At 37.7% G+C, this 13,357-nt stretch carries 8 protein-coding genes; 3 read left to right on the top strand and 5 right to left on the bottom strand.

Annotated features, from left to right (window positions below):
* Together IQ237_RS25085 and IQ237_RS25080 are read right to left on the bottom strand one after the other, a co-directional pair.
* On the bottom strand, positions 1–1,792 hold a 1,792-nt coding region (locus IQ237_RS25085), incomplete at its 3' end, for a VapE domain-containing protein (RefSeq protein ID WP_194059971.1).
* Positions 1,793–3,070: 1,278 nt separating this feature from the next.
* Entirely contained in the window at positions 3,071–4,282 is a 1,212-nt protein-coding gene (locus IQ237_RS25080; RefSeq protein ID WP_194059970.1) for a site-specific integrase, read from the bottom strand.
* Between the two features lie 444 nt (positions 4,283–4,726).
* Here IQ237_RS25080 and IQ237_RS25075 point away from each other — a divergent pair, with 444 nt between their 5' ends.
* Positions 4,727–5,746, top strand: coding sequence for an ABC transporter ATP-binding protein (locus tag IQ237_RS25075; RefSeq protein WP_194059969.1), 1,020 nt, complete (start codon positions 4,727–4,729; stop codon positions 5,744–5,746).
* A gap of 43 nt (positions 5,747–5,789) precedes the next feature.
* On the opposite strand, the gene IQ237_RS25070 is transcribed toward IQ237_RS25075, so the two are convergent.
* The 3 genes from IQ237_RS25070 to IQ237_RS25060 all read right to left on the bottom strand — a co-directional run bounded on the left by IQ237_RS25070 (position 5,790) and on the right by IQ237_RS25060 (position 10,358).
* The gene (locus tag IQ237_RS25070; RefSeq protein ID WP_228020704.1) at positions 5,790–5,948 is read right to left on the bottom strand and encodes a hypothetical protein; all 159 of its coding nucleotides are present in this window, start codon (positions 5,946–5,948) and stop codon (positions 5,790–5,792) included.
* Positions 5,949–5,996: 48 nt separating this feature from the next.
* Complete coding sequence (locus IQ237_RS25065) at positions 5,997–9,605, bottom strand: tetratricopeptide repeat protein (RefSeq protein WP_194059968.1); 3,609 nt, start codon at positions 9,603–9,605, stop codon at positions 5,997–5,999.
* Positions 9,606–9,683: 78 nt separating this feature from the next.
* A complete protein-coding gene (locus tag IQ237_RS25060; protein WP_194059967.1) occupies positions 9,684–10,358 on the bottom strand; it encodes a hypothetical protein in 675 nt (224 codons plus the stop codon).
* Between the two features lie 325 nt (positions 10,359–10,683).
* Between IQ237_RS25060 and IQ237_RS25055 the strand changes: the two genes are divergently transcribed.
* Both IQ237_RS25055 and IQ237_RS25050 read left to right on the top strand, forming a co-directional pair.
* On the top strand, positions 10,684–12,792 hold the full coding sequence (locus IQ237_RS25055; RefSeq protein ID WP_194059966.1) for a DNA polymerase III subunit gamma/tau: 2,109 nt from the start codon (positions 10,684–10,686) through the stop codon (positions 12,790–12,792).
* 32 nt (positions 12,793–12,824) lie between these two features.
* Positions 12,825–12,968, top strand: coding sequence for a hypothetical protein (locus IQ237_RS25050; protein WP_194059965.1), 144 nt, complete (start codon positions 12,825–12,827; stop codon positions 12,966–12,968).
* The last annotated feature ends 389 nt before the right edge of the window (positions 12,969–13,357 follow it).

Below are 13,357 nucleotides of genomic sequence, written 5' to 3'. Positions count from 1 at the left end.
GTTTAAGCGCCTTACCAGATGATTCCGGGTAGAGGTAGTTGTATAAATCTCGCAAGGTTACATACTCCTCACCGTCCTTACTCCATCCCACTACAGTACAAGCGTGTTCTACATCGTCAAATAACGGATCAAAACTGGTAAATCTTTCATTGTTAGCAGCACTCGCTACCTGTTCATCGTCTGACAGTTCATAAGAATATCCAGAGTTGAATAGGTTGTACACACAAGCCCAAATTAAATCACGGTACTCAAGTAAGGATCTGAAATCAATTTTCCCAGGGATTACTACAACCCAAAATCGGGTATGTCCAGTAGGGTCAAGTAGTATATCTTGTTTGTTTGTTGAGGCTACTAAGATTGATCGTCTATGCAATGTTTGAATAGTACGACCATAAGGTAATCTAACCTTATCAAACGGGTCAGAAATTACAGCCTTTAGGTTAGCTACATCTGTTTTTCTGTACACTTTATCGAACTCAGCTATCTCGTTAATCCATGCTGAATGTAGTGCCATTAAATCATCTTTATCGGTTGTACCTTTATAGGAAGAATTAAAGAATTTATCCCCTGCCAATTCCCTCCAAAAACTAGACTTACCCGCGTCCTGTTGCCCATAAAATACACATACCCGTTTAAAGAAACAACCGGGTCTATGTACTCTATTTACAGCAGCTACTAAGGTTTTAGTGATAAAGGTTAGATGCAATTTATCTGTTACACCTGTTATCTCACTAAGCATTTTATGAATCTTGGATAATGCAGTATCAGCATCTAAATTTTGCGCTTTATCCTTAACAGAGTTCAGATACTCTACTACTGGATGGTATGCGTTATTTCTGGCAACCTCTACCAAGTAATCAATAGCATAAGTCTTGGTGAGTTCTACCTTAGCCTCTTGGCTTATGTGAATGAATGAACTATCAAGATAGTATTCTCTACCATCTTTTTCTACATCATTAGTCATCTCGTTTAATCTGACACGATTCCCGTAAAAATTAGACAGCTCCTCAACTATTTGGGCGTGCGTTTTTTTCTTGATTGATTGCTTTTTAGTTTTTTGGGTATCATCAAATTTCTCGATATAAGCATCTAGGGTATATGCTTTTTCCAGCACTTCCTTAAATGCCTCTATGCCATGTTTCCTGATATAATCATCCATACCTTTCTGATCTTCCATGTACTCCCACACGGGAATTTTAACATTACATCCATACTCATCTCTGAGTTTTAATCCTAGTTCAATCGTTGCCATTGCCACTTGCGGTTTGATAGCACAATCAGAGTCATAAGCTATGTATACATTTTTGACTTCATATCTTGGATCACCGTTTGCTATCAGGTCTTTTAACCCTGGCACTAAATCTCTATCACCTTTAGATAATGCTCTAGTAACGCCATGCACTGAAACTGTCAATAAGTCGTGCATACAACCAACGATTGCTTTTTTATCGCCTTCAGTAATCAGTAACCAAGTATCCTCTATTTTTAATTCGCCTTTGCTTATTTTGTCCCCTATCTTCTGTGCATAGCTGACAAAGTTAGGGCATAAGGGAATATTGATATCAGCTACGCTACCTTTTTCAGACAAATACTTTAATGCCTTCCCGTTCTCATCCTTTGGAGGATTATCGTATTTAAACTGTCTCTCACCACCATCACATTCAAATACCCAGGCTGTATCATCTTCATTGCGATATACATTAGGCTCAAGCCATTCAACAGGGATACCTGTTTCACCTGCTAATTTCCGATAAGCAGCCTTGGGTGTTCTCATTTTTAATGCAAAGTTCATGGCTTGTCTCCTTATTTTTTTTTGGAGAATAAACATCAAGCCCGTGATTTTTTACAACATCTGTGATATCGTATAAAGGAACGGGTAGCTATGATATGTCCAGTTGTTCCTACTACATAGGAGTACCAGAAATATCTTGGCTGTTTGTTTATTCTTTTTTAGTTTGATTACTAATCACTTTATCACGATTTTCTCCACATTGCGTGATAGAGTGATTTTTTTTTGAATTGCAGATATCCGTAATTATTACCAGACAAGATATGCACGAATTTAAAAAAATATATAAAGTCAATTAATGTACATATCTGCAAGATAAGTAAATGAAATAAACAGTTTTTATATCTATAATCCTTAGTTATGTTTGCATACTACAGTACATCTGTTTGTATTACAAAATCAGCAATAGCTGAAAGTATTGCTGTATAAGGAAACCCACGAAACCATACTTTACCATACGTTACTTCATTTGATAGGGTATCGTGCCTTGCAGGGCATTTAAAGGGTAAATTAAATAAGGTTATTCCTATAAGGATTTTGTGATTTTGTAATTTAAATGAATGTACATTTATACGTTATTTCTGTAAGGAATTATGATTTTTAGCAGCGTAAAGTATATAAGGAATAGCAGTGTTTAACGGGTGCAGTGTGTAAGGATGCTATAAGTTTTAATTATGTTGGGCGGACATAATTGATAGGGATATTTTATATATCCTATTATCCTTTTTGCAGCAAAAACTCTTGTGCGAGTTATAAGTTTTAATTATGCAGTGTTGTCACACCCAATAAAAATATTTTATATACCTCTATTATCCCTTTTCGCATACTCTCTTGTACGATTCCTATAAGGATTTGTACGACGATGTTAAGATATTATCCGAGTTACCTTAGGTTACCTTATGTTCCTAAAAAGCTGTAATTGATATCCAAAAAATTCCAGCCATTGATTTTCACTATAGTGATTTTCAGTGGCTGGAATTAAGGTGAAGAAAATTTCACGGTTTTGGTAAAAAAGGGTAATACTGAATCCTTGCAGGAATCGTTGCACAAATTGTTGAACAAATCCTATAAGGAGGCATTTTTTAATCCTTGTAGGATTTGTGTAAGGATTCCTTGAAGGATTTGTACAAGGATTCTAAAACCCCTCCAAAAAGAAAAATCCTTACACAAATTGTGTAAGGATTCCTTATAGGATTTAAGATATCCAATGAATATTATTTTTCATTCATAATTCAATTCCTTTTTTATCCATAGCATCTTCACTCACATTATAAATTGCATTTATATTTCCGGTAATTCAATATCATCATTACTTGCAAGATAATACTTCATTATTGTTTCAGGAGAATTACCAACAATAGAGGCAATTGTTTTTATATCTACTCCATCTCTTAACATCCAAGTAATGAAACTATGCCTTAGATCATAAAACGTTAATTCCTTAGATATTAATTTTTGGCTGTATAGCTTATTGACTATTGGTTGCCAATACCTATTATGAAAATTGTGCTGATCAATATATGTCCCTTCATAAGATGGAAACATTAAATTATGTTCATTAGGTATCTTTGGTAAATCATTCAAAAATGTATTCATTTGTGCATTGACAGGGAATAATCTTGCATCTACACCATTCTTAGTACCTGATAGTAATTGTCCACTAGAATAGCGTTTGTTAAAGATAATTTTATTATGTTTAATATCATCCCAGGTTAACGCTATTGCTTCACTAGGTCTACATCCTGTCAAAATCCTAAATTCTACATATCCTGCATAATATTTGCTAGAATATGCCGTTTTATCTTTATCAAACCTACCATCCTTAAATGCTTCTAAAATTAACTTGACTTCATTTTTAGAATAGATTTGAATGCTTCTTGAGTCTATTTCTAAAATTGAAAGTAATGTACTGAACGGGTTTATCGTAAGTTTTATTTTCCCTAATTTAATTGCCAAATTTACGGCAGTACGTAAAGTCGATAATGGAGTATGGATATATCCATCAGAGTATTTACTTCTTAACCATGCTAATAACTTATCTGCATTAGCTAATTGCAAACATTCAATAGGGCATTCATTAAGCCATTTATCTAAAGGTATCCAGCGGTTTTTAATAGTGCTTTTTGGAGTATCGGGTTTTAACGCCTTATAACTCTCCCAGATATCTTTTAGGGTTAAGTCGTGTGTATGCGTATGTGTATGTATGTCTACTACTTCTATTAAATTAGGTGTAGTTATCTTTGCTAAACCATATTTAACTAAAGTGCTATCAAAATTGCCTCTGTAGTAATCACTTTCTATTTCTTTGCATATAGCTACAGTTGCATCTAAACCGTCTAAGGTAGCAGCATGAGTGTATTTGGTAAAGTTAATATCCCTACGTCTCACTCTTATGCGTAATCGAGATTTATCTACCTCTATTTTAAGTATGTCTAATTTTTGATTAGCACGCTCCAAAGCTTTTTGGAGTTTACCATGGTTAAGTGATTGCATATCTTGTACCACCTATAGGGGTGTAAGTGAGTACAAGAATATATCAGTACCAAATTCATGCCAAAAACTAAAAGCTTTTTACCAAAATTTTCCACCCATAAAAATACCCTCTCTCTGGGCTAATTCACTTTGGTAAGGGTGAGGTCACGAGTTCAATCCTCGTCACGGGCTTATTATTTTAACATAAAAATCTATTTTTTTCTAGCGATTTGCATAAGTTGGCTGTACTCTACCATTATCTGATAGCCTGTGGTAAAACTCAGCTTTTTCTGCAAAATCCTGTTCATTCTGAAAATCTGGAAATCCTGATTGACACACTGTACCCCTTTATACCAAAAAAACAAGTTTTTCAAAATGAAACCCAGAACTCATCACACCTAACGCCTAACTCGTACAATAGAAAATAGATTGTTGCGAAATGTATAGTTAGGATTTATTGCTGTCATGGCCTCAGCAGTTTTAATCGAAAATCTAAAAAAAAGCTACGGTTCTGTAGTCGCTGTTAAGGATGTCTCCTTTGAGGTGAAACCAGGGGAAATATTCGGGTTACTCGGTCCCAACGGTGCAGGGAAAACCACTACTCTCCGCGCTTTGTGTACCCTCACCACCCCCGACTCTGGAAAAATCGAAGTTTCGGGAATCTCGGTGTTAGATAACCCTAAACTAGCACGTCAAAAGTTAGGATATGTAGCGCAAGAGGTGGCTTTAGATAAGGTGCTAACGGGTAGAGAACTGCTACAACTGCAAGCAGCACTTTATCACCTCCCCAGTAAAGTGATCAAAGAACGCATTAACACTGTATTAGATTTACTCGGTTTACAGGAATACGCAGATAAGAAAACCGGCACTTATTCCGGTGGTTTACGCAAACGTCTAGACTTGGCCGCTGGTTTATTACATTCCCCAGATGTTTTAGTATTAGATGAACCAACGGTAGGATTAGATATAGAAAGCCGTTTTGTAGTGTGGGACTTTTTGCGGAAATTACGCGCTGCGGGGACCACAGTTGTCATCACCAGTCATTATTTAGAAGAAGTTGACGCTTTAGCTGATAGGGTAGCAATTATAGATCGGGGTTTGGTAATTGCCACTGGTACACCTTCTCAATTAAAAGATCAAGTAGGAGGCGATCGCATTACTTTACGCATCCGCGAATTTTCACCCCAAGAAGAAGCAGACAAAGCAAAAAATCTGCTGTCATCTTTACCTTTTGTACAAGAAATTATCATTAATTCTGCCCAAGGTAACTCCTTAAATTTGGTAGTTACTCCCCGAAATGACGCTTTAATTACTATTCAACAAGCGTTAAATAATGCAGGTTTACCAATTTTTGGTATTGCCCAATCTCGTCCTAGTTTAGATGATGTTTACCTTGCAGCAACAGGTAAAACTTTAATGGATGCAGAATTAGCTGCTGTAGCAAATCGTGATCCGAAAGCTGAGAAAAAGCAAAATATGAGATAGGACAATTGATAATTGATAATTGTCAATTGTTAATTGTTAATTGTCAATTGTCAATTGTCATCATTTTATCAATGATTTTAAAAAGTTTAACAATTTTTTCTTTTGTTAAACCTCTGTCATAAAGTCCGCGAATTAATATCCATTTCCATTGCTCTCTTTCTGGTAAATTACCAGTGGTTGCTTTAGTTTTTAAATGTGCCATTACTATGATTGAAAATCTCTCGTGCAGATGTGTAATTGGAATATCCATTCAACCACAACCTGACAAAATAAATCCCGCCCAATAGTAAGGATGATTATAAGGCTGTTTCTGAGGTGATAATTGGCGATATTTATCAATTTGCATCGTGACAAAATCCCTCAATTTCAACTCTTCTAAATGCAGATTATTGAATAAATTTTCATACCATGTGATCAGTTCGGCAACAGTTATTTCTTTTAGCCAAGTTGTAGCTTCCGCTAAAGCAGTAACTGGAGAGTGATGAAAAAGTAATCTGTTGTAAAACTCTATAATGACTAAAGCATTAGCAGATGATTCCACATTCCAAAGTGTACTCAATACATAAGGAACACCACTATTTAATAACCCAGTTGTTAAACCCACATATTCACTACTGATATTTTGAATATTATGACTAACATTTTCAGAATTTGTGAATGTAAACAGATTGTAATTACTAAAAGTCTGTTGACTAATTTCTGATAAAGTCAGTTTATCTTCATCTGCTAAAACCAAAGCCGATTTTGCCACTTCACTTAAATTGTTAACCGCATGACCAGTAAAATGCAAGATGTTATAATCTGCGGCTAGGGCATTTTCTAAATTATCTTTTGTCGCTTGTGAACCCTGGATGTGTTGAGCATTATTAAACATCTGTCTCACCACTGCTGCTGCAAAGTCAACAAATTGTATTTCATCATTACTTGTGTGTTCTATATTTTCCACACTCAGGAATTTTTGCAGTTGCCAATTTGATAACCCATCAGTGTTTAATTCTAATCCTATTTGGACACTGGGTAAATAGTTGATTGTGTAATGTGCATCTGGTTGTTCAACAGCAAAAAGAGCATGAAGAGGTAATTTGTGTAAATCCCGATGAGGAATTAAAATTAGATGGGTGATTCCTTCTATTTCTTGTAGAATTGTCGGAATATTGAGGATATTTCGCAAATTTAATAATCTGCCTTCCATATCCACACACCAGGAATGATTCAGGGGATTTTCCAAGTCGGGATTTTGACAATATTCTTGATATTCTTTTTGCCAAAATTCTAGCCAATTTTCAAATTCTACTAACCTTTTTACTGCTTCTGGTATGACTTCTACATCTTGAATGGGTGTTAATAAAAGTAGAGGTGATGGGGCATCATATTTAATAATAAAGGTGTGTAAAGCAACCGGGCTAAGATGCCAGTAAATAACCGCAGTTTGCGGATTGAGTAGTTGTTGAATCCCTGGATAGTTGGGGGAATAAATTTCATTACTCCAACCAGAAAGCTGTAATTTTAAACAGGTATTTTTGCCATGTTCAGCAATTTCCCAAGCTTCTACTAAATCACCTGTATTTACCGCTAAATCAACTCCTAATTGTATGAAACCTGCAAATTTCAAAGCGAGTTGTTTTTTGTTTTGTTCCGAGCAGGTGATTTGATTTAGTAATTGTTGTAATAAATCTAGACCTTGTTTTTGTAATTCCTGTGCTGTTTCTGTTTCTCCTAAAGCAACAAGCACTTTGGTTAAAGCTTGCAATACTTCTAGATGCAATTCTGCAAAATCTTCAGAAGTGAGTGTTAATAGTGCTTGTTGATACTCAGTTAACGCTTGTTGCCAATAATAGCGGGGTGAAGGTTGTTTTTTGCCGTGTTCGTAGTGGGTATTACCCATTGCTAAATGCAATCTTCCCCAACCTTCTGGGTGGGTATCAGGGCGGAGATGTTTTAAACCTTCTTCATAAGTGGCTATTTTGCCCTCATAACCTCGCTGATTGAGGGTAGGATGAGATTTCGCTATGCTACTGGGTAAACTCAGAGATGCTTTGTTATTAACCACATTCCCCACGGCTAAAGCGCGACCAAGCCAAGCTTCCCAATAGTCGAGTTTGATTTCTAAGGCGCTGTCATAGCAAGAAATAGCTTCTGTAAGTCTTCCCAAGTAAAACAAAGCTACAGCTTGATTATACCAGGCGAGGTGAAAATCAGGTTTAATGGTGATGGCTTGTTGATAAGATTCAATAGATTCTCCGCGTCTGCCTAAGTTTTCTAAGGCGATACCCCGGTTATACCAAGCTAAGTAAAAATCAGATTGAATAGCTAATGCTTCGTCCCAGGATTCAATTGCTTCTGACCAGCGTTTGAGGTTAAATAAGACCACACCCCGGTCAATCCACACTTCATGATAATCTGGTTGAATTTCTAAAGCTTGGTCATAAGAAGCGATCGCCTCTTCAAACTGCTCACCTACCCCCAAAGCAACTCCTCGGTAATACCAAGTTTCCTGATCTTCGGGTTGTAATTTCAAAGCCTGATCATAACTAGAAATAGCTTCCCAAATTAGCCCTAATTTAAGCAAGGCTAAACCCCGACTAGCCCAAGCTTCTTGGTATTCAGACTTCAACTCTATAGCTTGATCAAAAGAAGCGATCGCCCCATCAAAATCACCCAACTCTCCCAAAACTCCGCCCCGGTTATACCAAGCTTTAGAGAAATCAGATTTGAGACTAATTGCTTGGTCATAAGCAGCGATCGCTTCTTCAAACCTTTGTAAATGAAACAAAGTCAACCCTTGATTAAACCAATACTCGTAAGATTCTGGTTGCAATTTAATTGCTTGACTATAAAAAGCCAAAGCCCCCAACAAATCACCAGACTTAGCTTGTTGTAAACCTTGGTAAAATAAAACCTCAGCCTGGTTAGTCACAGTCAGTTGAAAACTCGGACGTTGAGTTATTGCTAGAAGATGGCTTTGCCCACCGTAGGCATCACGCAATGCTAATTCCGAAGCTAATTGTTGAACTAAACTGGTACTTTGTTCCAACCTTACCACCAACTCATCCAGAGTTTGGGCTACTTGTGGCTGCAAATTAGTCAACGACTGATCCCAATTTTCTGCCAAGGTAGAGACCACAACTTCCTCTACTTCTTCTTCCACCGTCTCTGGTTGTTCTTCCCCTACATACTCATAAATCACAGCTTCAGATATTTCTGTTACTGCATTTTGGTCACTCAAATGTTGTAGATTACTTGTCCAAGAATCCTGCAAACTCATGGATACTGGTGCAATATCTGGTGCAATATCTACAGTTTCCTTCTGTTCATACTGCCATAATTGCTCACCCAAATCCCCCAGCAATCCTTGTCCTGGAGTTTCTAAAGATGGTTCTGCTGGTGGTGTGGCTGCCACCGCTGTGGGTTCTGGAGTTGTTTGTAGATTTTGCTGTAAGTTTTGGGACAAGAACTCACGGCTTAACAACTGGATGCCAATTTCCGATGCCAGTTCACCAACTTTGCCGATGTTGAGTTCACCCAGTTGTACCATTCGCGTTGCGATCTTACTATTTGGTGCTGGTGAAGAAAGCAACTTTTCACCAAATATCAGCAACCAATCGATCCAACGCTCAACAGTGATCCGGGGTTCCATTCGCTGCAAATACTTCAGCGCCCATTGTTGTCCCCGCGCTTGATGTACACCTTCAAGCAACTCATTAAACAATACTTCCAGATCCGCATTGGTTAATTCTGGTAGAGACTTTTCTACCATATACACCTCATCGCCGTCGAACTCATGAGTTCGACGACTGCCAAAGGGGTACTTGAATAAGTTGTTAAGCCACTGCAATAGCCACCTGAGCATTTGCCACATTCTTGGATTTTCTTTCTCCTAGATTGTAGCTATCCTTGTGTCAAAAAAATCATTTAATTACCTAATATTGTCATCAATTCATTCGGGAATGGGTTGATCTGACTTTTCCGATGCAGCAGATTCACCCATTGTCTGAGATTTATTTATGAGTGCCTGAATAATTTGTTGTGGGTCATCACTTTCAATAGCGAAATCTTGCACAATTTGCTGGCGTAAGATGTCATTTTCCTGCAAAATCACCAATAATTCATCCCAAGTCACAGTTTGGTATTCTTCCTCTGGAAAATTCTCCTCAGAGACAGTTGGACTGACAGCATCGGGTCCATCATATTCCCAAATAGGTTCTGCTTGGGTGCGTGTCAGCAATTGCATACCAATATTGTATGCTAGGTCGCCAACTTCACCAACCTCCAACTCACCCAACTGTACTAACCGTGCTGCTAATTCATTATGAGGTTTAGTAGATGCTAATAATCTCTCTCCAAAGTGATTTAGCCAATCTAGCCATTGTTGAGTGCTGACACGATGTTCAATTTTATGTAACCAGTTTTGCACCCAAGCCTGGCCTCTAGCTTGATGAACTCCTGCTAAAAGTTCTGTAAACAGAAATTCTAGATCCGTATCACTCAGCGGTGGTGCGGTTGTTTTATCAATATTCTGCTGTACTGGTTTAGGACTATGTTTCCTAGCAAACAAACCCTGAAACAATTTTTTGAGCCACTGAATTACCCGCTTGAGCATCTGCTGCACCATTGATTGTTGCCTCTTAAAATTCTAGCGATGTTAGGTAACAAGGTGCTATGTAAGGAGGCAGGAGGCAGGAGTTATTAATTTTGGATTTTGGATTTTGGATTTTGGATTATTTTTGTCAAATCCAATCTAAAATCTAAAATCTAAAATCTAAAATTTTTTTCCCAGTCACCAGTCCCCAGTCACCAGTCCCCTTGTTTGCCAGAGGAAATGGTCTTCAGTTGTTAAAATAGTGAAACCCCAAATTCTGGTTGGTGGTGATACTCCATAGATATTTACATATATTTACTTTAACTGTTAACTGCTCATTGTTAACTGCTTATTCTTTATGCCTTACGAACCCCTACACCATAAGTACCGCCCCAAGAGTTTTGCTGAACTGGTGGGACAAGAGGCGATCGCCACAACCCTCACCAATGCCATTAATTCGGCAAAAATAGCCCCTGCCTATTTGTTTACTGGTCCTAGAGGTACGGGGAAAACTTCTAGTGCCCGGATTTTGGCTAAGTCTTTAAATTGTCTTAAAAGTAACAATCCCACTGCTGAACCCTGTGGAGTGTGCGATATTTGTCAAGGCATTACCAAAGGCTATTCTTTGGATGTAATAGAAATTGACGCTGCTAGTAATACTGGTGTTGATAATATCCGGGAATTAATAGAAAAAGCCCAGTTTGCCCCGGTGCAGTGTCGGTATAAGGTTTATGTGATAGATGAATGTCATATGTTAAGTACCGCAGCGTTTAATGCGTTACTTAAAACTCTGGAAGAACCACCTAAGCACGTAGTTTTTATTTTAGCGACAACTGACCCCCAGCGAGTATTACCAACAATTATTTCCCGCTGTCAAAGGTTTGATTTTCGGCGGATTCAGTTAGAAGCAATGGTTAGACATTTAAGTAAAATTGCTGCTAACGAAAGTATTAATCTTTCTCAAGATGCTATTACATTGGTAGCCCAACTTTCACAGGGTGGGTTGCGGGATGCAGAAAGTTTATTAGATCAATTAGCTTTGTTACCAGGGGAAGTATCACCGGATCAGGTTTGGGACTTGGTGGGTTCAGTGAGTGAAAAAGATTTGCTAGTTTTATTAGAGGCGATCGCTCAGGATAACTCAGAAATAGTATTAGATTCTACCCGCAAAATCCTAGATCGAGGACGTGAACCCTTAATTATTCTCCAAAATTTAGCCGCTTTTTATCGAGATTTACTTATAGCCAAAACCGCCCCAACTCGACAAGATTTAGTTGCTTGTACTCAACAAACTTGGAATTTATTGGTTAACTTTGCCCACAGGTTAGATATAACCACAATTTTACGGGGACAGCAACATTTAAGAACAGCCGAAGTACAACTCAAAAATACTACTCAACCCCGTTTGTGGTTAGAAGTCACATTACTGGGTTTATTACCTAGTGCAAATATTCAGGTACAAGCACCTAGTATACCCCAAGCAGCAAATACATCTGCTGTATCTGCACCACCACCGGCTTATACTCAACCAAATTACCATTCTCCAGTCTCTGCACCTGCACCAGCTTATCATCAACCAAATCAAAATTCAGCACCTAACACAGTATCTACTCCTGCATCTACACCAGCACCAACTTATAATCAACCCAATTATCATAATTCACCACCTCACACGATATCAACACCAGCAGCAGAACCTGTTTATACACCTCCTGCACCTGAGACAACACCCACAGCACCCCCACAGGAAGTAGTAGCGGGATCAGAGTATGATTTAAATCAGATTTGGCATCAAGTCCGTAATAACATCCAACAGTTACCACCACGAACTTTATTAGGTCAAATGTGCCAATTAATCGAGTTAAATGATGTCATAGCTCGTGTTGCTGTACAACCTAAATGGTATGACAAAGTTAAATCTTATTTACCTATAATTACAACTGCTTTTCACCACACTTTTCAACGTGACATCCAAGTAAGTTTGGAAAAAGCAACTTCATCTACTTCTGCCACAGCTAAAAGAAATTCGCCTCCACAAGATTCTACTAGTGTTCAGCAACTACCGACAACCCCTATTTATAATCAACCTCAACCTACATCACAACCCGCACCACCACCTCCACCTACACCGAAAATTGAGCCTGTAGTTACGAATACAGCTTCAGTAGATAATTCTGCACCCCCACCAACTCCAGCACCGATATCACCAGCACCTGTATCACCAGCACCGATATCACCAACACCGATATCACCAACACCGATATCACCAACACCCATATCACCAGCACCTGTATCACCAGCACCTGTATCAACTTGGAATACTGAACAAGTAGCAAAAGCAGCTAAAAGCCTGGCAGAATTTTTTAGGGGGGAAATTATCAGCCTGACAGATGATGTTTTAGATTTATCTGATACTCGGGTTTCACCAGATGTTGAGATATATGAAACAGATTATGATTATGATTAGGTTGCAAATACTCAGTTAGGGGGCTGGTTGAGGTGAATAATACTGTAACTGACATAAATAATATTATACCAGGTCAAATAGTACGGGTGCGATCGCGTCAATATCTAGTAGAACCCACATTCCGCACTTTAATTTGTAGTACATATACAAGTATCATAAGCAGCATAGAGGCTTAAATATAAATACGCAATAAAGAAAGTAAAAATATAGACTTTAATTCCCATTTGACTACTAAATAGAAATTCATAGGGCATAGAGAATAAATTCAGGAAAAAATGAGAGAATAAGACTGAATTAAATAAAAATGCCTTCATATTTTGAATTACCAAAAAGAAGAAATAGAAAACAATCCTGAAAATCCTCAAATACTGGACATCCTGATTCAGACAAAAATGATAATATTAAAAAAACAATCCTGTTAATCCTATAATCCTGGTTATCCTGATTCAGACAAAAATGATAATATTAAAAAAACAATCCTGTTAATCCTATAATCCTGGACATCCTGATTCAGACAAAAATGATAATATTAAAAAAACAATCCTGTTAATCCTATAATCCTGGT

Source organism: Sphaerospermopsis sp. LEGE 08334, from assembly GCF_015207205.1.
Classification (GTDB): Bacteria; Cyanobacteriota; Cyanobacteriia; order Cyanobacteriales; family Nostocaceae; genus Sphaerospermopsis.
Note: the sequence above shows the minus strand (reverse complement) of the source record. Positions and strands in the feature narration are given on the sequence as shown.

What these genes read in the sequence shown, in the direction of transcription:
- IQ237_RS25080 (WP_194059970.1), bottom strand. Translation starts at nt 4,282, where the DNA reads ATGCAATCACTTAACCATGGTAAACTCCAAAAAGCTTTGGAGCGTGCT.
- IQ237_RS25075 (WP_194059969.1), top strand. Translation starts at nt 4,727, where the DNA reads ATGGCCTCAGCAGTTTTAATCGAAAATCTAAAAAAAAGCTACGGTTCT.
- IQ237_RS25070 (WP_228020704.1), bottom strand. Translation starts at nt 5,948, where the DNA reads ATGGCACATTTAAAAACTAAAGCAACCACTGGTAATTTACCAGAAAGA.
- IQ237_RS25065 (WP_194059968.1), bottom strand. Translation starts at nt 9,605, where the DNA reads ATGTGGCAAATGCTCAGGTGGCTATTGCAGTGGCTTAACAACTTATTC.
- IQ237_RS25060 (WP_194059967.1), bottom strand. Translation starts at nt 10,358, where the DNA reads ATGGTGCAGCAGATGCTCAAGCGGGTAATTCAGTGGCTCAAAAAATTG.
- IQ237_RS25055 (WP_194059966.1), top strand. Translation starts at nt 10,684, where the DNA reads ATGCCTTACGAACCCCTACACCATAAGTACCGCCCCAAGAGTTTTGCT.